The following is a 19786-nucleotide window of genomic DNA, read 5'->3' on the forward strand; positions in this document are numbered from 1 at the left end:
GACGACACCGGCCACACTCACACGAGCCGGGCTCACACCAGGTCGATGCGCTCCTGCGTGACGGGGTAGCCCGCCTTGGCGAAGTGCGCGGCCATCGGCCGGTTCCCCTGGTCGGTCGCGGCGGCGATCTTCGTCGCGCCGCGCTCCACCAGGTCGTGGGTGCACTCCACGAGCAGGTCGTACGCGTAGCCGTGGCCGCGCTGCCCGGCGACTACTCCGATGAAGCCCACGCACGGACCGGCCGGATTGTGCGCGGGCACCTGGATGCCGACGAGTTCCCCGCCCGGCGTCCACGCCAGCCGCCACCAGTCACGGGGCGACGGGTACCAGTGGAACTCCCTCAGGTTCTCGGCGACCGCGGCCTCGATGCCGCCCTCGGCGATGAGCCGCCGGTCGTGCGCGTCCAGCGTGCCCTGGTGGACGCGGCGCAGTACGTCGGCGATCACCGCGTCGTCGGGCTCCGGCCGGAACTCCAGCCGCCCCGGCCGCTCGGGCAGCCCGAGGGCGGGCGTCCAGTCGTAGCGGTAGCGCTCGACAAGGGGGGTGAGCCCGCCCGCCACGGCCGCGTCGACCCGGGCCCGCACCGCCGCGCTCTCCTCGGGCCGGTCGCGCCAGCCGGGCGGCGCCAGCAGGCTGTACTCGGCGCGCAGGGGCGCGGTGCGCAGCAGCTCCGCGGCGGCCGCGGCCTCGCCCTCGGCGAAGTCGAACCAGTCCAGCGCCACCGGAGCGGTGTCGTCGGGCCCGCCCCACCACGCGGCGCGGGCCACGACCCGTTCCCCGCGCAGCGCCACCCAGGTCCACTCCGGGCGGTATTGCCCGCCCTGGCCGACGGTGGCGTAGGTGTGCCCGAAGCGGCCCCGGCCGACGAGCGCGGGGTCGGGCAGTGTGTGAAACAGACGCGCGTCGCCCTCGGCGAGCGCGCGGAAGACCAGACCGGTCATGGGGTTCCTTCCAGAAGCCTTGCGCTCCCGGTCGGATGCCTGATCAGACGGGGGTACGCCCTGGGGAGAGGGGGCGGGAGCGCGGAATGACGTACGTGTTCATGGCTCGGCGCCTCCTTCCTCGTCTCGCGGGCGTACCGCGCACCTTAAGGACCCCAACGCGCCCCTGTCCACGGCATTTCCGCCGCCTGTCGGTGGCCGCCTCTAGAGTCACCTGACCATCGTGCTTCCCCGCGTTTCGACCAGTGAAGAGGGACCATGTTCGAAGAACGGCTCGCAGAGTTCTCCCGCGAGCGGCTGGACGGCCGTCCGATTCCCGACGACCTGCGCACGATGCTGGTCGCGCAGTGGGAGAACCGCACCGACTTCCGCTACCTCCTCGACCTGACCTTCTTCGAACCCGGACAGCTCCACCCGCTCCTCGACACCAGCTATCAGAGCGAAGCGGAACGCGCGGACCCCGAGATGCAGGCCATCAATGCGGGAGCCGCCGAGATGGCCGCGTACGTCAAGCTCGTCGCGGAGGGCGGCAAGGGCTGGATCGGCTACTGGCTGCACCCCGACGAGCCCGCCGACCGCCCCTGGCCCGTCATCGAGCTGGACACCGAGTTCTCGTACTGGAACCTGGCGGGCAGCACCCTGGCCGAAGCCTGCGCCGCCGACCGGGCCTCCTACGACGACGAGCCCGACGAACGGACCGCGTTCTCCCAGCTGTCCGCCCAGCTCGCCGCCCTCGGCCTCCCCCTCAGCGGGCAGGACTACGACGACCTCTACGACCCCGAGGACGGGGTGGATCCGGAGGAGCTGATGGAGGAACTCATCGATGCCGAGCGCGCGAAGCGCGGAATCGCCTGAGCGGTGGCCCAGGACTGGCAGATATATTTCGTAGCTCGATATATGCTCGGCGCATGACACGACGGAACCCGTCCCTGACGGAACCGCAGTACTTCATCCTTGCCGCGCTCATGGACGCACCGCTGCACGGTTACGGCATCATCAAGGCTGCCGAGCAGGCCACCGACGGACGGCTCCGGATCGCCGTCGGCACTCTCTACGGCGCGCTGGAGCGGTTGGAGCGGGCCGGGCTGGTGGCCGCCGGACATGAGGAGATCGTGGACGGGCGGGCGCGGCGCTACTACCGGATCACCGAGGACGGCTCCGAGGCGCTCGGCCGGGAGGCGCTGCGGATGCAGCAGGCGGCAGCCGTCGTCATCGGACGCTCGCGGGATGCCGGAGCGGCCCCGGCATGAACCGTTTGCTGCTTGTGGTCTATCCCGAGCCCTACCGTTCCCGGCAGGGAGAGGAGGTGCTGACCTGCCTGGCCGAGGTGTATCCCGGCCGCTCCTGGCCCCCGCCGCGGGAAGTCGCCGCCTTGGCGCGTGCCGGGGCGCGGGCCCGTGCCCGTGCCGTCGTCGACGACACGGCCCGGCCGTGGTGGCTGGACGGCATCCATCTGGCCGCCCTGGCCCTCGCCGCGCTGGCGCTGGTTCCGTACCTGCAGGACGTGTGGCACTGGGCACTGCGCATCGACCCCGGACAGCACGCCATCGCCTTCCACTTCTCCGGCTGGTACCCGTGGGCCGAAGGTCCCACGCGGATAAGGCTGTTGCCCTACGGGCTGCTCCCGCTGGGCTGCCTGATCGCTCTGCTGCGCGGCAGACCGTGGATCGCGCTGCCTGCCGCGGCAGCCATGATCTGGGCCGGTGCCACGTCCCACGGCCGCACCCTCTTCGGCGATGAGGGCAAGGCGGGCCTGAGCTACTACGGTCTCGGCGCCCCGATAACGGCCCGTGACCTGGTGCTCTCGGGGACACTGTGCGCCGCGTGCGCCGTGCTGGCGCTCTGCCGTCCCAACTGCCTGCGACGCCGCTCCTACCGTTGGCTGGCCCCCGTCGTGCTGGCCATGTTCATGGCCGGGGGCCTGCACATCATCTCCGTCAGTCCGGCTTTCCAGCGCGGCCTGTTCGTCCTCGAAGCCACCGCGCTGCTCGGCGCGTGGGTGGCGACGGCCGCCACCGGCGACTACCGGTGGCTGATCCCCGTCGCGGCGGTCGCGATCGTCCGCACGCAGGCGATCGTCGTCCAGCCGGACGCGTTCATGCAGTCCTTTCCGGACCTGGTCGTCCTCCTCCTGCTGATCGCACCCCTCCCCGCCCTGGCGGTCACCGCCCAGCGCCGACAGGGGCAGGCACTCGCCGAATGAGGAGCAGAACGATGACTCAGCACGATTCTCCGACCTTGCCCGCGCACAGTCCGGGGAGCTCAAGGCAGGCCCCCGACGACCCCAGCCCGTCGCGTGCGACACGGCTGTGGATGCCGGCCCTGCTGTACACCCTGGGGTTCCTGACGGTCTACCTGCTCGCCATCTGCACCCCGTGGGGGCAACGAGCTGAGAACGCCCTGTTCGGTCTCGGTAAACAGGGCAGCGAAGAAGCATGGATCTACCCCCTGTCAGGAGCGGCCTACGGCTCGACGCCCCTGCCGCCGATGGAATTGAGCGCCAAGCCCACCCTGATGGTGGGCCTGGCCGTCATCGTGGTCCTCACCTTGGTGCGGCGGTGCTGGTGGCAGGGGTGCGCTGCGCTCGGGGTCGTCATTCTCACGACCGGAGGCAAGGAGGTGCTCAAATCGACCATGCCCCGTCCCGATCTGGTGGGCGCGCCCGAGAATCTCCTTGATCAGGGTTTCCCCAGCGGGCACACGGCCATCCCCGCCGCGCTGACCCTCGCCGCCGTCCTCGTGGTTTCCCCCCGCATCCGCCCCTACGTCGCCACGGCCGGTGTGCTGTGGCTCGCCTGCATCGCCGCCGCCAGCGCGACCATGGGCGGCCACCGGCCCAGCGAAGTGCTGGGAGCCACACTGCTGGCCTGTGCCTGTTACGGCCTCGCGACCTGGCTGCTGCCGTCGGCCGCCGCGCTGGGCGGCACGCGGAGCCCCCGTGCGCTGCCCTTCACCACCCTGACGCTGGCCTTGGCCGTCGCCCTCGTTTCCGGCGCACGGAGCGACACCCTCACAAGGTCACTGGTCTCCGCGGCGACGGCCTTCACCTGTGCGGCCCTGGTCTGGTACGCCGCAGTCGGGCGGCCCGCACACACCGATGGCCGGTCTGCCGTCCGGAGGGGACGGGGCGGCAGACCGGCTGGGTGAGGTGCACCTGACATTCCTGAGAGCGGATCAGGGCACTCCCGGCTCTCGGGAAGGGTCAGTGCACCATGCAGACCGGCGCGGCCGCGGTGTCCGGGGCTCCGCCGCTGGCGGCGTAGCCGAAGGTGGTCGAGGCCCCGGCGGCCAGGGAGCCGTTCCAGTCGGCGTTGGTGACCGAGACCGCCGTACCGCTGGTGGTCAGCTTGCCGTTCCAGGCGCTGTCCACCCGCTGTCCGGAGGGCAGGGTCCAGTCGACCATCCACGAGGAGATGGGCGTGGCGCCGGTGTTGGCCACCGTCACCTCGGCCTGGTAGCCGCCGTTCCAGGTGCTGGTGGTCTTCTGAGTCGCCGTGCACTTGGAGGTCGGCGGGTCGGTGGGGTCACCGCCGCCGGAGCTGGCGCCCGGGACGGTCACTTCACCGTTGCCGCCGTCGAAGACGACGTCGGAGCAGCTGTAGAAGGTCTCCTGGCTGTCCGAGCGGGTCCAGACGGTGTAGATGATGTGGCGCCCGCTCTTGCCCGAGGGCAGGGTGGCGTTCCACGTGTACTTGCCGTCGACCGTGCCGACCGGCCCGGACTGCGGCGGGTTGGTCACCGTGTCGAACGGCTGGTCCTCCAGGTCGTTCCAGGTGAGCGGCTTCGTCGGGTCGATCGGGTTCTTGGTGACGTAGCTGCGGAACGAACCCGGGTGCGCGGCCCAGGCGTTGTACGAGAACTGCATCGACTTGCCGGAGGTCAGATGGGTCACCGGCCAGTCCTTGCTGCCCAGGTCGAAGCCGGAGAAGTCGTAGACGGTGGCCGCGCCGCTGCACAGCTTGCCGTCCGGGATGAAGCCCTTGGTCCGGCCCGCGCCGTCCGAGCGGAGCACGGCGAACCAGTTGTAGAACGGGGTCGCGCCGCTCTTGTTGAACGCGGCCTTGCAGGCCGGGTTGGTCGGCTTGACCTCACCGGTGCTGGACAGGCTGTACTTCCAGCACAGATAGGTACGGCTGCCCGGCGCCATGGGCGCGCCGTGGGCGGAGGCGCTGCCTCCGGAGGTGAAGACGAGGCCGAGGGCGGGCAGTACGGAGAGCAGTACCAGCAGGGCGTATCGGCGGGCGCGGGAACTGCCCGGCGGGTGTGGGGGGCGTGCGGGGGCCAGTAATCGTCGAGCCATTGCGCTGGTCTTCCCTTCGACGTGATCGGGTCAGGAACCGTCGGTATGGGAGCGCTCCCAAGTTGCTTTGTGAACGTAGCGCGCCGGGGTGTGACTGTAAATGCTTCAGGACGCGAACACGTGTGCCCTGTTTTCGGACACGGCTCAGATGTGGCTCAGACGCGGACCAGGAGGGCCACCGGGAGCCGGGTCAGCAGATCGCCGAGCGGGGTCGCCCCCTCGGCCGGGCGCCCGGTCAGGACGTCCCGCCAGGGGCCGGGCGGCAGGGGCAGGCGGGTGCGGGGGGCCCAGCCGCCTGTCTCCGCGAGGCGGCGGGAGAGGCGGGTGACGACGGTGACCGCGCCGCCGTCGCCGCCCGTACGGTCCGCTCGTAAGAAGGCCACGCAGTGGGCGGTTGCCGGACCCGCGGCGATCAGGGGGGTGTACGCGCTCCCGGGACCGAACCACTCCGGGTGGTCCCGGCGCAGCCGCAGCGCGGCCCGGGTGAGCAGCAGCTTCTCGGTGGACAACGGGTCGTCGGCCGCCGGGGTGTCCAGGGTGGGCGGGCGGCGGTTGTCCGGGTCGACGAGCGCCCGGTAGGCACGCTCGGTGTCCATGTAGAGGTCGGGTACACCCGGCATGGTCAGGTGCAGCAGGGCCGCGCCGAGCGTGTTGGCCCGGGCGGGGGCGGCGACTTCGGCCTCGAACGCCGCCCATGGAGGAGAGGCCGGATCGCACGGCCCGGCGGCCTCCAGGAAGGCGGTCACGGCGTCCTCGTACGCGGCGTTCTGCTCGGTCCAGGTCGTGTGCAGCCCGGCCTCCCGGACCGCCTTCAGGACTGCCGGTACGAGCCGTTCCGGGTCCGCCGTGCCCAGGCCGAACGCGGTCTGCCAGGCCGTCCAGGCGAGCTGCGGATCAGGGGCTTCGGCTTGTGGGGTCAGTTCCGCCAGCAGTCGGCCCCACCCGGCCGGGGACTCGGTGAGTGCCGCGATCCGCGCCCGTACGTCGGCGCTGCGCTTGCTGTCGTGGGTGGAGAGCACCGTTCCGGTCGTGGGCCAGTCGCGCAGCAGCCGGGCGGCGAAGGCGTGGAACTCCTCGGGCGAGACGGCCGGGCGCCCCGGGTCGCCGCCCACCTCCGCCGCGGAGAGCAGCGGGGTGTAGCGGTAGAAGGCGGTGTCCTCGACGGACTTGGCGCGCAGCGCGGCGGCGGTCTGGGCGAAGCGGGCGCAGAAGTCGCGGTGGTCCGGGCCGTCGCCCAGCCTGCCGAGCGCCGCCTCTCGGACGGTGTCCACCGCCCGGGCCTCGTCCATGACCGTGAAGGTCGTACGGGCGTCCTCCGCGGCCCGGTGCAGCATCTCCGCGTCGGCCGCCGCGTCGGCCGCGACCAAGGCGTCTGCCCCGGCCGCCCCGGTGGGGCCCACCGTGGCGTACGGGCGGTAGACCGGCAGCCGTACGAGCAGCGCGCGGATCGCCGTGCGCAGCGCCCAGGGCGCGTGGTCGCGCAGCGGCGGCGAGGCGGCGCAGATCCGGGCGGCGGTGCGGGTCAGGCGCGCCACCTCGGAGGCCAGTTCGTGCGTGACGACGTGGTGGGCGGCGCGGCGGACCGTCGCCGCCCAGTCGCCGCCCTCGTCCGGCGGGGCGGCGGTGAAGCTCCGGTAGACGGCGGTCAGCTTCTCCAGCCCGTCCGGGTCGACGAAGAGCCCGTCGATGTGGTGCAGCGCGTCGTAGCCGGTCGTCCCGGCGACGGGCCAGTGGGCGGGTAGCGGTTCGTCCCGGGCGAGGATCTTCTCCACGACGGTCCAGCGGCCCTCGCCGCCCGTCGCCGCCCGCACCGCCTCGTCCAGCGCCCGCAGATAGCCCCCGGGGTCGGCGAGGCCGTCCGGGTGGTCCACGCGCAGCCCGTCGAGCACCCCGTCGCGCATCAGCGCCAGCAGCGTGCCGTGGGTCGCGTCGAAGACCTCCGCGTCCTCGACGCGCACCGCGATCAGCTCGGAGATGGTGAAGAAGCGGCGGTAGTTCAGCTCGGTGCGGGCCAGCCGCCACCAGCCGAGCCGGTACCACTGGGCGTCCAGCAGTTCGGGCAGCGGCAGCCGCTCGGTGCCGGGCCGCAGCGGGAACTCGTGGTCGTAGTAGCGCAGCACCCCGTCGTCCCCGGGCCGCAGCCGCTCCCACTCCTCGCCCAGCGGCCCGCCCAGGACGGGCAGCAGCACCTTGCCGCCGTGCTCGCCCCAGTCGATGTCGAACCACCGGGCGTAACGCGAGGCGGGGCCGTCCCTCAGCACCTCCCACAGCGGCCTGTTGAGCCGCTCCGGTACGGGCACCGCCATGTGGTTCGGCACGATGTCGGCGATCAGCCCGAGGCCGTGCGCCCGGGCCGTACGGGCGAGGGCGCGCAGGCCCGCTTCGCCGCCCAGCTCCGCGCGTACGGCGGTGTGGTCCACGATGTCGTACCCGTGGTCCGACCCGGGGCGGGCCTCCAGCACGGGCGACAGATGCAGATGGGAGACGCCGAGCGAGGCCAGATACGGCACGGCCCGCTCGGCGGCCGCGAAGGGGAAACCGGGCTGGAGCTGCAGCCGGTAGGTGGCGGTGGGCGCGGTGCGGTCAGCCGTCATATGAACGTAAGTACCCACGCGAGGCACCTGATGAGATGCCGCACCCCCATCCGGCGCAGACCTTTGCCGGGATGGCATGTTGGAGCCGAGACCGTCTCTCCCGGGGGAATGCCGAAGTGCCCGTCCTGCATCGACAGCCGACCTGCTCTCCGCTGTGCCTCTCCCGGGCGCAGCGCGCCGTCGCCGCCGCGCTCTGGCATTACACGGCCGCGCCGGTGGCCAAGCCGTACTACGTGCGCGGCTGCGTCCCGGGCCCGGAGCTGGACCCGGACCCGTACCCGGAGCCGGACGGGGCCGCGGTGACCGTCGCCCTGTGGACCGGCCCCGCGGCGCGGGACAAGCGGAACCTCTTCTTCTACGTCCCGCTCGTCTCCGGCGGCCTGCCCGTTCCGGCCGTGCGCGTCGTGGCGGGACTCATGCGGCTGGGCCGGGGCACGCACCTGTTCGGTGTCACCGGCCGCCGTTTCGACGGCAAGCGCGTCCTCAACGGCAGGGGGCTGGTGGCGGGGGCACGGGACGCGCCGTGCCTGTGCGGAGGGACGGCCGAGCGGGAGGGGCCGCGCGGGTTCTACTTCGAGCGCCCCGGGGAGCTCAGGCGCTACGGCTGAGATCCCTCACGCCGGGCGCTGGAGCACCGTCAGGCTGCGGTCCACCAGGGTCAGCCGGTCGCCCGCGGCGACCTTCTGCCCGCTGCCCGGTTCCACGCCCCCGGGAACCGCCGTGTCCACGATGACCTGCCACTGCTTGCCGTGATCGACGGGCACGACGAAGTCCAAGGGCTCGTGGTGCGCGTTGAAGAGCAGCAGGAACGAGTCGTCGGTGATGCGCTCGCCCCGCACCCCCGGCTCGGAGATCGCGCTGCCGTTGAGGAAGACCGCGAGGGACTTCGCGTGGGCGGCCTGCCAGTCGCGCTGGCGCATCTCCTCGCCCTCGTGGGTGAACCACGCGATGTCGGACAGCTCGTCGTGGGTGCCCTCCACCGGGCGGCCGTGGAAGAAGCGGCGGCGGCGGAAGACCGGGTGGTCGCGGCGGAGCCAGACCAGGGAGCGGGTGAAGCGCAGCAGCTCCAGCGCCTCCCGGTCCTCCTCGGTGGCGTCCTTGCCGGGGAAGGGCCACCGCACCCAGGAGGTCTCGTTGTCCTGGCAGTACGCGTTGTTGTTGCCGCCCTGGGTGCGGGCGAACTCGTCGCCGTGGCTGAGCATGGGCACGCCCTGGGAGAGCATCAGGGTGGCGATGAAGTTGCGCATCTGACGGCTGCGCAGGGCCCGCACCTCGGGGTCGTCGGTCTCGCCCTCGACGCCGCAGTTCCACGAGCGGTTGTAGCTCTCGCCATCCTGGTTGGACTCCCCGTTGGCGTCGTTGTGCTTCTCGTCGTAGCTCACCAGGTCGTGCAGGGTGAAGCCGTCGTGGCAGGTGACGAAGTTGACGGAGGCGAGCGGGCGGCGGCCGTCGTTCTGGTAGAGGTCGGAGGAGCCGGTGAGCCGGGAGGCGAACTCGGCCAGGGTGCGCGGTTCGCCGCGCCACAGATCGCGCACCGTATCCCGGAACTTTCCGTTCCACTCAGTCCACAGCGGCGGGAAGTTCCCCACCTGGTAGCCGCCCTCGCCGACGTCCCACGGCTCGGCGATCAGCTTCACCTGGCTGACCACCGGGTCCTGCTGCACCAGGTCGAAGAACGACGACAGCCGGTCCACCTCGTGGAACTGGCGCGCCAGCGTCGCCGCCAGATCGAAGCGGAAGCCGTCCACCCGCATCTCGGTCACCCAGTACCGCAGCGAGTCCATGATCAGCTGGAGTACGTGCGGACTGCGCATCAGCAGGGAGTTCCCGGTGCCGGTGGTGTCCATGTGGTACCGCCGGTCCTCGCTCAGCCGGTAGTACGAGGCGTTGTCCAGCCCCCGGAAGGAGAGCGTGGGGCCCAGGTGGTTGCCCTCGGCGGTGTGGTTGTAGACGACGTCGAGGATGACCTCGATGCCCGCCTGGTGCAGCGCCCGCACCGCCGATTTGAACTCCAGCACCTGCTGCCCGCGGTCGCCCCAGGAGGCGTAGGCGTTGTGCGGGGCGAAGAAGCCGATGGTGTTGTAGCCCCAGTAGTTGGCGAGCCCCTCGTCGACCAGCCGGTGGTCGTGGACGAACTGATGTACGGGCATCAGCTCCAGCGTGGTGACGCCCAGCTCCGTCAGATGCTCGATGATCGCCGGATGGGCCAGCGCCGCGTAGGTCCCGCGCAGCTCGTCCGGAAGCCGCGGATGGCGCATCGTCAGGCCCTTCACATGGGCCTCGTAGATGACCGTGCGGTGGTAGTCGGTGCGCGGCGGCCGGTCGTCGCCCCAGTCGAAGTACGGATTGACCACGACCGAGGCCATCGTGTGGGGGGCCGAGTCGAGGTCGTTGCGCTTGTCCGGCCGGTAGAAGTGGTAGCCGTAGACCTCCTCGCCCCAGTCGATCTTCCCGCTGATGGCCTTGGCGTACGGGTCCAGCAGCAGCTTGGCGGAATTGCAGCGGTCCCCGTGCTCCGGCGCGTACGGGCCGTGGACCCGGAAGCCGTAGCGCTGGCCCGGCATGATGCCCGGCAGATAGGCGTGGCGGACGAACCCGTCGGTCTCGCGCAGCTCGACCGCCGTCTCCGAGCCGTCGTCGTGCAGCAGACACAGCTCGATCCGCGTGGCGGCCTCGGAGAACACCGCGAAGTTGGTTCCGGCGCCGTCGTACGTGGCGCCCAGGGGATAAGCGTGTCCCGGCCAGACCTGCATACGCCGACTCTTCCACTTCTTCTCCCGGGGCCGCGAGCACCGCGGGCCCCGGCCGGAACCGACCGACGACGCATCCTTTCCCAACTCGGCCCGGAGAGCGGCGGTTTCGGCGGAACTTCCTCAAGCGGCAGGCAACCTACGGCCATATCGGTTCGTCCTACCGAGTGACCTTGACGTATGCGTTATGTAGCTATGCATGTGTATACGGCTTGATGCACGACAGGGGGGATTGGGGAAGATTGTGCGCAAGATGAACCATCGCCATCTGGGGAGAGCGCTGGCGGGCGCGGCCGTGGCCGCCACGGCCGCGGCGGTCATGATCGGGGTGTCGCTGCCGGACAGCGCGACCGGCAAGGAGGGATCGGGCGGCGGACCGCAGGGTTCCGCGGCGGAGCAGGGGCAGGCGGCCCGCCAGCTGCCCGGCGTCGTCGAGGACGCGCCCGTGCAGGCAAAGACCGGCACGGGCCGGGACCCGCTCACCGACGCCGAGCTGAAGCGCGCCCAGACGCTCGCGCTCGGCCGTGCCTTCCGGGACAGCAGCGAGGACGTCACGGGCGGCAAGGGCCCGGAGCAGCTGTCCACCGACCTCGCCGAGCTGACCCCCGACGAGGTCGAGGCCGCGAAACCGCCGCGGCGGGCCGACGTCACGTACTACGACTACCGCGACGACACGTATGTGACGAAGACCGTCGACCTGGGCTCGGGCAAGGTCGAGCACACCGACACCCAGCGCGGCGTCCAGCCGCCGCCCAACCGGGACGAGGCGCACGAGGCGGCCCGGCTCCTGATCGCCGACAAGCTCGGCCGGGAGCTGAAGAAGGACTTCAAGGACGCCACCGGCAAGACGCTGACCAGCCCCGACCAGCTGGTCGTCACCGGCTTCGTCTACCGCACGGGCGTGGACGGCCCGGGCCCCGCCGCCACCCGGGACTGCGGCAAGCACCGCTGCGTACGGCTGTTCACCAGGGTGGCCGGCGGCCCCTGGATCGACACCCGTCAGCTGGTGATCGACCTGAGCGCCCGGTCCGTCGCCCGGCTGGGCTCTTGAGACCCCGGCGTCCGCGCCCCCTTCTCCCCTCTCAGCAACAGGAGTCACCCATGCGTGAAAGAAGGCTGCGCCGGGCCCGTGCCCGCCTCGCGGCGGTCCTCGGCGCCTCGGCGCTGGTCGGCACGGCGGCGGTCGCCGCCGGACCCGCCCAGGCCGCGCCGCGCGCACCGGCCAAGGCCCCGGCGGCCGCAGCGGACTGCAGCGCCGCGTACAAGGTCCAGGAGACCCTGGACGGCGGCACCACCTGGCGGATGTGCTGGCACTACGAGAGCAAGGCCGGGCTGGTGCTCGACAACATCTCGTACCAGCCCAAGGGCGAGGCCCGGCCGATCAAGGTGCTGACGTCGGCGAAGCTCGGCCAGATCCATGTCCCGTACGACGACGGCAAGGCCGAGTACGACGACCTCACCGGGCAGGGCTTCGCCCAGGGGCTGCAGCAGCTGGCTCCGGCCGAATGCCCCGGCGGCACCATCAAGACCGTGCGGGTGCCGGACTCCTGGGATCCCGCCCATCCGAACGTCAAGGGCCTGTGCGCCACCACCCGGGCCCGCGGCCATGCCTACCGCATGAACGACGGCCAGAAGGTCTACCAGGCCCAGGGCAAGGACCTGCTGGTCTATACCGTCAACCAGGTCGGCTGGTACGAGTACATCACCGAGTGGCGGTTCGCGGGCGACGGCACCATGTCCATGCAGGTCGGTGCCACCGGCGCGCTCTCCCCGATGGACTACGACGCGGGCGACGGCCGCGGCTGGCCGATCGGCAAGGGCGCCAAGGACTACGCCACCAGCCACGCCCACAACGTCTTCTGGCGGCTGAACTTCGGCCTCGACGGCTCGCCGAAAGCCAAGGTCGAGCAGTACGACTCCAAGACCACGGCCACCGCCGGACGGATCCCCACGACCAAGACCACCCGCACCCCGGTCGGCAAGGAGCTGGCGGGCGACGCGGCGGGGGCGCGCTGGTGGCGCGTGGTGAGCACGGCGGGCAAGAACAAGGACGGCCATCCGCGCAGCTACGAGATCGTCCCCGGCCACACCACCAAGTACCAGGGACGCAGCTACACCAAGCACGACGTCTACTTCACGCAGTACAACAAATGTGAACAGTTTGCGAGCAACAATCTGGCGAACTGCGGTGCCGGGGCCGGTAAGAGCGTCGACAAGTGGGTCAATGGCCAGACGCTCACCCACCCTGTGGTGTGGGTCAACATCGGTTTCCACCACATCGCCCGTGATGAGGACCAGGAACCGATGCCGCTGCACTGGCAGGGCTTCCAGCTCGCACCCCGCGATGTGACCGCGATGAGCCCGCTCACGCCCCCTGCACTCTCCCGTCACAACGGCCATACAGAAGACTAAGGTTGACCTTCAGGCCGACCGGAGTGTCGCACCGCCCCCGCCCGAGCAGTAGTCTGCGGTGATCGTTGGAGCGGGGGCGGAAGGCGGTGCGCAGGTGAGCTCGGGCGGGCTGGAGCTGCCCCCTGGTGACGGAGGTCCCGGGGGTGACGGCTCCACCGAGGCACCCCCCGGTGCGGTGTCCCTGGCGCGTCCGATGGAGATCGGAGCGGAACTGGACTGGGGCGCGGACGCCTGGGACGAGGTGCGGACGCGCGCACGCCGGGCCGGGCGGGCCTACATCTGGCTGAATCTGGTCGAACAGCGGCTGCGTGCGGTGGTCGGCGCGGTGCTCCGGCCGATCTACGAACCGGTCCACGGCGACGACTGGGTCATCGCCGCCGCCGGTCCTGCCGGTCAGGAGTGGGTGCAGCGGGCCGTGGCGGTGCGCGAGGTGAGCCGCCGCAAGGGCTATCTGCTCGACCCGGCCGACGACAACACGCTCAGCTTTCTCACCCTGCCCCAGCTGCGCGAACTCCTCGTCCAGCACTGGCCGTGCTTCGAGCCCTATCTCGACGACCGGCGCGAGGTGGAGCTGGCCCTGGACGAGCTGGAGGTCGCCCGTAACGTCGTCTCCCGCAACCGCGCCCTGTCCGGGACCGTGCTCGCCCAGGCCGAGCGCGCCTCCGCCCGGCTGCTGGAGATCCTCGGCAGCGGCACCGGAAGCCCCTCCACCGACCGGCTGCCCATCGACGCGGTCGAGGACCTGGTCGGCGACCGGTACGCGGACGTGGTCGGCGTCCACCCCGACCGGGTGCGGCTCCAGCGGCAGCTGCCCGTGGAGGACCTGTTCGCGGGCGCCCGCCGGCTGGACGCCGTCGGCATCGGGCTCAACCTCCTGGTCCAGAACTACTCCGGCCGCCGCCTGGTCCGCCTGGCCGAGTCCGGCTGCCGCGCCCGGCTGCTCTTCCTCAACCCGGCGAGCAGCGCGGTACGGCGGCGGGAGCGCGAGCTGGGGCTGAAGAAGGGCGAGCTGAGCCGCTCGGTGGAGATGAACATCCTCCACATGCGCCGGGTGCGCGCCGCCCTGCGCGACCCGGGCGCCTTCGAGATCCACGTCTTCGACGAGACGCCCCGCTTCACCGCCTACCTGGTCAACGGCGACGGCTCCGACGGCCTCGCGGTCGTCCAGTCGTACCTGCGCAAGGCCCGCGGCATGGAGGCCCCGGTCCTGGTCCTGCGCGGCGGCGGCCGGGGGCGCGCGGTGGTACGCGAGGGGCGCGACCCGAACGAGGGCGACGGCGGGCTCTTCGGCACCTACCGGGAGGAGTTCGAAAGCGTCTGGTCGGACTCCCGCCCGGTGTCCTGAGGCCCGCATCCCCTAGGGGCGCGCTTCGCCTATTCCGTCGGCCCGGTCAGTTCGTCCCGCAGTGGCCAGACCTCGACCACGCCGTGTGCGACCGCGCAGGGGGTCTTCGCCACGAGTTGGGCGGCCTCCTCGATGGTCGCGGCTTCGATGATCCCGAACCCGGCCACCGGGAGGGCCGAGGACATGAAGGAGCCGCCCTCCACGATCGTGCGGGCGCCGTCGTGGTTGCGCACCTGTACGGGCGAGCCGGCGATGCCCGCGACGGCCCCGGCCGCGAGCATGCGGGCCTCATGCGCATGGGCCTCGTCCCGTACCGCCGGGTCGGTGCGGTCGTAGCCGTCCTGGTCGCCGTATCCGATGGTCACGAATGTCGCCATGACAGGGCCCTTCTCTCGTGCGTACGGAGTGCTCACGCCTACCGACTCCCGACCGTGCCCGAACTCATCGGTGCGCTGCGGGTCCGCACGGTGCGGGCCGTCCAGCGGCCTTCGGTGCGGGTGATGTGGACGGGGTGGTCGAAGCACTTGGTGATGTGGTCGGTGGTCACCACCTCGTCCACGTCGCCCGACGCCAGGCACTGCCCGTCGCGCCGCAGCAGCATCGCGTGGGTGGTGGACGCGGGCAGCTCCTCCAGGTGGTGGGTCACCAGGACCGTGGCCAGCTCCGGGTGGGCGAGCCGCAGCGCGTCCAGGCTGTCCAGCAGCTGTTCGCGGGCGGCCAGGTCGAGGCCGGTGGCCGGTTCGTCGAGGAGCAGCAGCCGGGGCTCGGGCATCAGCGCCCGGGCGATCAGCACCCGGCCGCGCTGCCCCTGGGAGAGCGTCGGCCAGCGGGCGTCGAGCTTGTCGGCCATGCCCAGGGTGGTCAGCAGCCGCTCGGCCCGCTCGCGCTGGGCGGGGTCGGGGTGGCGGCGGGGGACCGGCTCGACGGTGTTGGTCAGCCCGGTCAGGACGACGTCCCGCGCCCGCAGCGGGGAGCGCAGCGGATGCCGGGGGTCGACATGGCCCACGTACGCGCGCAGCTCCCGCAGGTCGACCCGGCCGAGGGTGCGGCCGAGCACCTCGACCGCGCCGCGGGTGGGGTGGGCGTGTGCGCCCAGCAGACCGAGGAGGGTGGATTTTCCCGCGCCGTTGGGGCCGAGTAGGGCCCAGTGCTCACCCTGGCGGACGGTCAGCGAGATCGAGCGCAGCAGGTGGGTGCCGTCGCGGACCACGTCGACGTCGTCGGCCTTCAGGACGGGGGTGCGCGTCGTCATTGTGCCTCCTCGGCGATGAGCGTCATCACGGATTCCAGGTTCTTCACGGTGGCGGCGATCGCGGCCTCGGGGTCGCCGTCCGCCAGGGCGTCCAGCAGCGCCGTATGGGCGCAGGTCAGATCGGGCAGCCCGGTCTCGTGGACGACCATCTCGACCAGCTCCTCGCGCAGCACCGGCAGGACGGAGGTGAACAGGCCGAGCAGCACGGCGTTGCCGGACAGCTCCACGACCGTGCGGTGGAAGGCCAGATCGGCGTCCACGAAGGCGGCGGGACCGGCTCCGGCCGCCTTCTGGCGGCGCTTGAGGTCCTCGGTGAGCCGGGTGAGGTCCTCGGGGCGCACCCGTCGCGCGGCCAGCCGGGCGGCCTCCACTTCGAGCGCCCGGCGGACCTCGTAGACCTCCAGCAGCCGGGCGCGGCGCAGCAGCTGCCGTACGTCGCGCTCTTCCCGCGGCTCCTCGGCGGCGTAGGTGCCCGAGCCGTGCCGTACGTCCAGCAGGCCGTCATGGGCCAGCAGCCGGACGGCCTCGCGCACCGAGGAGCGGCCGACGCCCAGCTCGGCGGCGAGGGTCACCTCGCTGGGGAGGCGCTTGCCGGGCTGCCAGCGCCCCTCGGCGAGCATGGCGCGCAGCGCGCTTTCGACCTGCGGCACCACGCGTCCGTGCCGCAGAGGTGAGGCTTTCGCCATCTCGTCTCTCCCGACGGGTGTTGATCATGTCCGATGGCCCGGCGGACTCTAACAGAAGTCCTCAGACGTCTGAGGAGTCAGCCCCCGCCGGTGGGCGAAAGAGGTGTGCAACCGCCCGCAAACCGGCGCCCAAGCGGCCGGGCGCACGCTGCCGTTGGGTCACATGCCAGGACGGAACCGGGGGGAGTGGTCCCGTGCACCTGCTCGAACTGCTCGCGGCCCGTGCCGAACCGGCGGCCGCGGTCCTGCTGACCGTCACCCGGCGCTGCCCGCTGGCCTGCGCGCACTGCTCGACCGCCTCCTCGATGGGGAGCGAGCAGATCGACGCCGCCGTGCTGAAGCGTTTCGTCGGGACGTTCACCCCGGCCGACCGCCCCGCGTACGTCCTGCTGACGGGTGGTGAACCCCTGCTACGGCCCCGGCTGGTCCGGGAGCTCGCGGAGCGGGTACGGGACGTGGGCGGCCGGACCCAGCTGCTGTCCGGGATGTTCTTCGCGGTCCACGGCCGGACGCCCGCACCTGTGCGGCGCGCCATCGACGCGGTGGACCACTTCGCGGCGAGCATCGACGCCTTCCACGAACGCGAGGTGCCGCGCACCGCGGTGCTGCGCGTGCTGCGACGGCTCCTGGACGAGGGCAAGGACCTCAGCGTCCAGCTCACCGGGCGCACGCCCGACGATCCGCATCTGCGCGAGGTCGCGGACGACATCCGCCGCGAGCTGGACGACCGGGTGCCGATCCTGGTCACGGTCGTCAAGCGCGCCGGACGCGCCCGGACCTGGCTCCCGGAGCCGGGGGCCGGGTCCGGGAGCGGCCCCGGCCATCCGGCCACCGTGCCCGCGCCCTGCGCGCTGGCCGCGTGGCCGGTGGTCTGTTTCGACGGGACCGTCGTGGCCTGCTGCAACCAGGACGTGGTCGACGCCGCCGCGCTCGGACGGCTCCCCGCCCATCTGCGGCTCGGGCACATCGCCGACGACGGCTGGGCGGCGATCCGCGAACGGCTCCTGGAGCGCGAACTGCTGCGCGGCATCCGGGCCTTCGGGCCGCGCCATCTGGCCTCGCTCGCGGGCGCCGGCTGCGACGGCTACTGCGCGGCGTGCGTGACCGGCCTGGCCGAGCCGGGGACCGCTGCCCGGGCCGGGGCGCTGCTGGAGCGGCCGGGGGTGCGCGCGGTGGAGCGGCGGCTGAACGAGCTGGTCCGCGAGGGCGGGGCGGAGGGGTTTCTGCGGCGTTATGGAACCGAGGGGTACCGGGAGTTGGCCGCCCTCGGGCACGTATCGGACGGTGCGCCGTGACCGCCACCGCGGGCGCCGCGCTCGACGCCAGGATCGGACTGCTGCGGCCGGGGCTGCGGGCGACCCTGGCCCGGGTCTGGGCGGTGCCGGACCCGGCCGCCGTCTATCCCGAATACCTGCACCTGACGCACCAGATCATCCGCGCGACCGTTCCCGTGATGGAGGCCGCCGCCGCCCGCAGCCGGGAGCTGGCCGACCGGGCGGGCGATCCGGTGGCGGCCGCGCTCGTCCCGTACTGGGCGCGGCACATCCCCGAGGAGCGCGGCCATGACACCTGGGTGTGCGAGGACCTGGCCGCCCTCGGCCACGACCCCGGCGAGCCCTGGCGGCGGTTCCCGCCCGCCCCGGTGGCGGCGCTGGCGGGCGCCCAGTACTTCTGGATCCGGCAGCTCCACCCGGTCTGTCTGCTCGGCTACATCGCCGTACTGGAGGGCGACCCTCCGCACCCCCGGGCGGCCGCGCGGCTGAGCGCGCGCACCGGGCATCCGCGGGCCGCGTTCCGCACCCTCGCCCGGCACGCCGAGGAGGACCCCGGCCACCGGGACGCGCTGCGCCAGCTGCTCGACGCCCTGCCGCTCGACGCCCGGCTGCGGCGCGCCGTGAGCGTGTCCGCCCTGAACACCGTCCAGCTGCTGGTGGCCGCCTTCGGCGCACTCGCCGACCGGTTCACGCCGCCGCGCAACAGGGGGAGCGTGTGATGGAACGGCTCTCGCTCACCGCCGCCCTGCGCCACCGCCGCTTCCGGCTGCTCTACGGCGGCCAGGCCATCTCCAGCGTCGGGGACTGGCTGGACTATCTCGCCCTCGTCGTCCTCCTCACCTACACCTGGGGCCACGGCGCGGGCGCGCTCGCCGCGCTCAGCGTGGCGGTGGCCGTCCCGATGGTGGCGCTCGCCCCGGTGGCCGGGGCGCTCGCCGACCGGATGAGCGACCGGATCCGGGTGCTGGTCGGCTGCGATCTGGTCCGCGCGGCGCTGGCGCTCGGCTATCTCGCCGCGCCCGATCTGTCGGTGCTGCTGGGGCTCGTGGTGTGCAAGGTGTCCTTCGGGGCGCTGTTCAACCCGGTCCACCAGTCCACGCTGCGCTCCGTCGTCCCGGAGAAGGACCTGCTCTCCGCGATGTCCCTGACCGTCTTCACCCACCAGGCCGCCAAGGTGGCAGGACCGGCGCTGAGCGGGCTGATCATCGCCGGATGGGGAGTGCGGGCGGCCTTCATCGTGGACGCCGCGACCTTCGTCGTCTCGGCCGCGCTGCTGTCCGCCGTACGACTGCCACCGCGGCCGGACCCGAAGGCGGCGGCACCGGCCAGCGGAGAACCCACCGGGCTGCGCGCCGACATCGCCGAGGGCATACGGTTCATCGCCCGCACCCCCGCCCTGATCGCGCTGATCGGCAGCGTCGCGGCGACCCTCTTCCTCGTCCTCACCTTCGACACGCTCTCCCCGCTGGCCATGCGCGAACTGGGCGTCGGCGAAACCTCCCTGGGCTACGTGGTCGCCGCGGTGGGGCTCGGCGCGGCGCTCGGCACCCTGGCGATCAGCGGGCGCGTCATGCGGGCGGGGCCGTTCGTGGTGCTGGGCGTGGCACAGATCGTGGTCGGCGCGGCGGTCAGCGGCATCGGCACCGGACTGGGCCTCGGCGTCCACGGCATGGTCTGGCTGTGGATGCCGATCGCCGGAGTGCTCGGCTTCGCCGCCGCCGGGATCATGGTCGTCTTCCCGTACGTGCTGCACCGCGAGACACCCCCGGAGCTGACCGGCCGGGTCACCGCCATCGCCAACGCGTTCCCCGTGCTGCTGCAACTGGCCGCCCCGCCGCTGGGCGCGGCGCTCGCGAGCTGGTCGGGCGTCGGCTTCGTGTTCCTGACCGCCGGACCGGCCCTCGCGGCGCTGGGCGCGGTGGTCTGGCTCTACGGGACGCACGTCCGGAACCCGGGCCCGCACAGGGAGGACGACCCACCCCCACCACCCACCGAGAGGGCGGACACCATGCCGGACATACAGCGCCTGGACGCCCTGCGGGCCGCCGGGTTCCCCGTCGACGGACTCACCCCGGGGCAGCTCGACGCGCTCCACGGGCTCAGCGACGAGGAGGCCGACCTGCTGATCTCCGTACAGCTGCGGCTCCAGGCCACCGCCGACGAGGTGGAGGCGCACAGTGGGGAGCCCATCATCGGCGGGGTCCTGTTCTGAGTCCGACCTTCTGAGCTCCG

The 19786-nt window shown here is 72.2% G+C and carries 18 protein-coding genes; 11 read left to right on the forward strand and 7 right to left on the reverse strand.

Annotated elements, in window-relative coordinates:
• Positions 1-32 precede the first annotated feature (32 nt).
• Positions 33-941: a GNAT family N-acetyltransferase gene (locus ACZ59A_RS18945; RefSeq protein WP_470960059.1), complete on the reverse strand. Its 909-nt coding sequence runs from the start codon at positions 939-941 to the stop codon at positions 33-35.
• 258 nt (positions 942-1199) lie between these two features.
• Here ACZ59A_RS18945 and ACZ59A_RS18950 point away from each other — a divergent pair, with 258 nt between their 5' ends.
• Genes ACZ59A_RS18950 through ACZ59A_RS18965 form a run of 4 tightly spaced genes read left to right on the forward strand, consistent with a single transcriptional unit; the run spans position 1200 to position 4088 of the window.
• On the forward strand, positions 1200-1796 hold the full coding sequence (locus tag ACZ59A_RS18950; protein ID WP_470960061.1) for a hypothetical protein: 597 nt from the start codon (positions 1200-1202) through the stop codon (positions 1794-1796).
• A gap of 53 nt (positions 1797-1849) precedes the next feature.
• The gene (locus ACZ59A_RS18955; RefSeq protein WP_468047631.1) at positions 1850-2191 is read left to right on the forward strand and encodes a PadR family transcriptional regulator; all 342 of its coding nucleotides are present in this window, start codon (positions 1850-1852) and stop codon (positions 2189-2191) included.
• Positions 2188-3144 carry a hypothetical protein gene (locus ACZ59A_RS18960; protein WP_470960063.1) on the forward strand — a complete coding sequence of 319 codons (957 nt, stop codon included), beginning with the start codon at positions 2188-2190 and terminating at the stop codon, positions 3142-3144. Before ACZ59A_RS18955 ends, ACZ59A_RS18960 begins: the two co-directional genes overlap by 4 nt.
• An 11-nt stretch (positions 3145-3155) precedes the next feature.
• Positions 3156-4088: a phosphatase PAP2 family protein gene (locus ACZ59A_RS18965; RefSeq protein ID WP_470960065.1), complete on the forward strand. Its 933-nt coding sequence runs from the start codon at positions 3156-3158 to the stop codon at positions 4086-4088.
• Between the two features lie 55 nt (positions 4089-4143).
• On the opposite strand, the gene ACZ59A_RS18970 is transcribed toward ACZ59A_RS18965, so the two are convergent.
• Positions 4144-5241, reverse strand: coding sequence for a lytic polysaccharide monooxygenase auxiliary activity family 9 protein (locus ACZ59A_RS18970; protein WP_470960067.1), 1098 nt, complete (start codon positions 5239-5241; stop codon positions 4144-4146).
• Between the two features lie 155 nt (positions 5242-5396).
• On the reverse strand, positions 5397-7835 hold the full coding sequence (gene treY / locus ACZ59A_RS18975) for a malto-oligosyltrehalose synthase (protein ID WP_470960069.1): 2439 nt from the start codon (positions 7833-7835) through the stop codon (positions 5397-5399).
• 116 nt (positions 7836-7951) lie between these two features.
• Between treY and ACZ59A_RS18980 the strand changes: the two genes are divergently transcribed.
• Entirely contained in the window at positions 7952-8443 is a 492-nt protein-coding gene (locus ACZ59A_RS18980; protein ID WP_470960071.1) for a hypothetical protein, read from the forward strand.
• Between the two features lie 6 nt (positions 8444-8449).
• Here the strand turns inward: ACZ59A_RS18980 and glgX are convergent, their stop codons facing one another.
• Entirely contained in the window at positions 8450-10588 is a 2139-nt protein-coding gene (gene glgX / locus ACZ59A_RS18985) for a glycogen debranching protein GlgX (RefSeq protein ID WP_470960073.1), read from the reverse strand.
• Positions 10589-10838: 250 nt separating this feature from the next.
• Here glgX and ACZ59A_RS18990 point away from each other — a divergent pair, with 250 nt between their 5' ends.
• The 3 genes from ACZ59A_RS18990 (at position 10839) to ACZ59A_RS19000 (ending at position 14342) form a co-directional block, all read left to right on the forward strand.
• The gene (locus ACZ59A_RS18990) at positions 10839-11636 is read left to right on the forward strand and encodes a Tat pathway signal sequence domain protein (protein ID WP_470960075.1); all 798 of its coding nucleotides are present in this window, start codon (positions 10839-10841) and stop codon (positions 11634-11636) included.
• Positions 11637-11686: 50 nt separating this feature from the next.
• The gene (locus tag ACZ59A_RS18995; RefSeq protein ID WP_470960077.1) at positions 11687-12997 is read left to right on the forward strand and encodes a copper amine oxidase; all 1311 of its coding nucleotides are present in this window, start codon (positions 11687-11689) and stop codon (positions 12995-12997) included.
• A 94-nt stretch (positions 12998-13091) separates the two neighbouring features.
• Positions 13092-14342 (forward strand): SAV2148 family HEPN domain-containing protein, encoded by a 1251-nt coding sequence (locus ACZ59A_RS19000; protein WP_470960079.1) that lies wholly within the window; start codon positions 13092-13094, stop codon positions 14340-14342.
• A gap of 29 nt (positions 14343-14371) precedes the next feature.
• Here ACZ59A_RS19000 and ACZ59A_RS19005 read toward each other — a convergent pair whose 3' ends face one another.
• From ACZ59A_RS19005 to ACZ59A_RS19015, 3 genes are read right to left on the reverse strand one after another with little or no spacing between them, the layout of a single operon-like run.
• Entirely contained in the window at positions 14372-14719 is a 348-nt protein-coding gene (locus ACZ59A_RS19005) for a YciI family protein (RefSeq protein WP_470960081.1), read from the reverse strand.
• A 38-nt stretch (positions 14720-14757) separates the two neighbouring features.
• Positions 14758-15594 (reverse strand): ABC transporter ATP-binding protein, encoded by an 837-nt coding sequence (locus tag ACZ59A_RS19010; RefSeq protein ID WP_470960083.1) that lies wholly within the window; start codon positions 15592-15594, stop codon positions 14758-14760.
• Positions 15591-16280, reverse strand: a complete 690-nt coding sequence (locus ACZ59A_RS19015) for a FadR/GntR family transcriptional regulator (protein ID WP_470960085.1) — start codon at positions 16278-16280, stop codon at positions 15591-15593. Before ACZ59A_RS19015 ends, ACZ59A_RS19010 begins: the two co-directional genes overlap by 4 nt.
• A 194-nt stretch (positions 16281-16474) precedes the next feature.
• Between ACZ59A_RS19015 and ACZ59A_RS19020 the strand changes: the two genes are divergently transcribed.
• Genes ACZ59A_RS19020 through ACZ59A_RS19030 form a run of 3 tightly spaced genes read left to right on the forward strand, consistent with a single transcriptional unit; the run spans position 16475 to position 19766 of the window.
• Positions 16475-17575, forward strand: a complete 1101-nt coding sequence (locus tag ACZ59A_RS19020; protein WP_470960087.1) for a radical SAM protein — start codon at positions 16475-16477, stop codon at positions 17573-17575.
• Complete coding sequence (locus ACZ59A_RS19025) at positions 17572-18273, forward strand: iron-containing redox enzyme family protein (protein ID WP_470960089.1); 702 nt, start codon at positions 17572-17574, stop codon at positions 18271-18273. The genes ACZ59A_RS19020 and ACZ59A_RS19025 overlap by 4 nt, the downstream gene beginning before the upstream one ends.
• On the forward strand, positions 18273-19766 hold the full coding sequence (locus ACZ59A_RS19030) for an MFS transporter (RefSeq protein ID WP_470960091.1): 1494 nt from the start codon (positions 18273-18275) through the stop codon (positions 19764-19766). Before ACZ59A_RS19025 ends, ACZ59A_RS19030 begins: the two co-directional genes overlap by 1 nt.
• The last annotated feature ends 20 nt before the right edge of the window (positions 19767-19786 follow it).

The organism is Streptomyces sp. NPDC040405 (assembly GCF_055595765.1).

Excerpts from the sequence above, each read along its gene's own strand:
- ACZ59A_RS18945 (WP_470960059.1), bottom strand. The coding sequence starts at position 941 with ATGACCGGTCTGGTCTTCCGCGCGCTCGCCGAGGGCGACGCGCGTCTG.
- ACZ59A_RS18950 (WP_470960061.1), top strand. The coding sequence starts at position 1,200 with ATGTTCGAAGAACGGCTCGCAGAGTTCTCCCGCGAGCGGCTGGACGGC.
- ACZ59A_RS18955 (WP_468047631.1), top strand. The coding sequence starts at position 1,850 with ATGACACGACGGAACCCGTCCCTGACGGAACCGCAGTACTTCATCCTT.
- ACZ59A_RS18960 (WP_470960063.1), top strand. The coding sequence starts at position 2,188 with ATGAACCGTTTGCTGCTTGTGGTCTATCCCGAGCCCTACCGTTCCCGG.
- ACZ59A_RS18965 (WP_470960065.1), top strand. The coding sequence starts at position 3,156 with ATGACTCAGCACGATTCTCCGACCTTGCCCGCGCACAGTCCGGGGAGC.
- ACZ59A_RS18970 (WP_470960067.1), bottom strand. The coding sequence starts at position 5,241 with ATGGCTCGACGATTACTGGCCCCCGCACGCCCCCCACACCCGCCGGGC.
- treY (WP_470960069.1), bottom strand. The coding sequence starts at position 7,835 with ATGACGGCTGACCGCACCGCGCCCACCGCCACCTACCGGCTGCAGCTC.
- glgX (WP_470960073.1), bottom strand. The coding sequence starts at position 10,588 with ATGCAGGTCTGGCCGGGACACGCTTATCCCCTGGGCGCCACGTACGAC.
- ACZ59A_RS18990 (WP_470960075.1), top strand. The coding sequence starts at position 10,839 with ATGAACCATCGCCATCTGGGGAGAGCGCTGGCGGGCGCGGCCGTGGCC.
- ACZ59A_RS18995 (WP_470960077.1), top strand. The coding sequence starts at position 11,687 with ATGCGTGAAAGAAGGCTGCGCCGGGCCCGTGCCCGCCTCGCGGCGGTC.
- ACZ59A_RS19005 (WP_470960081.1), bottom strand. The coding sequence starts at position 14,719 with ATGGCGACATTCGTGACCATCGGATACGGCGACCAGGACGGCTACGAC.
- ACZ59A_RS19010 (WP_470960083.1), bottom strand. The coding sequence starts at position 15,594 with ATGACGACGCGCACCCCCGTCCTGAAGGCCGACGACGTCGACGTGGTC.
- ACZ59A_RS19015 (WP_470960085.1), bottom strand. The coding sequence starts at position 16,280 with ATGGCGAAAGCCTCACCTCTGCGGCACGGACGCGTGGTGCCGCAGGTC.
- ACZ59A_RS19030 (WP_470960091.1), top strand. The coding sequence starts at position 18,273 with ATGGAACGGCTCTCGCTCACCGCCGCCCTGCGCCACCGCCGCTTCCGG.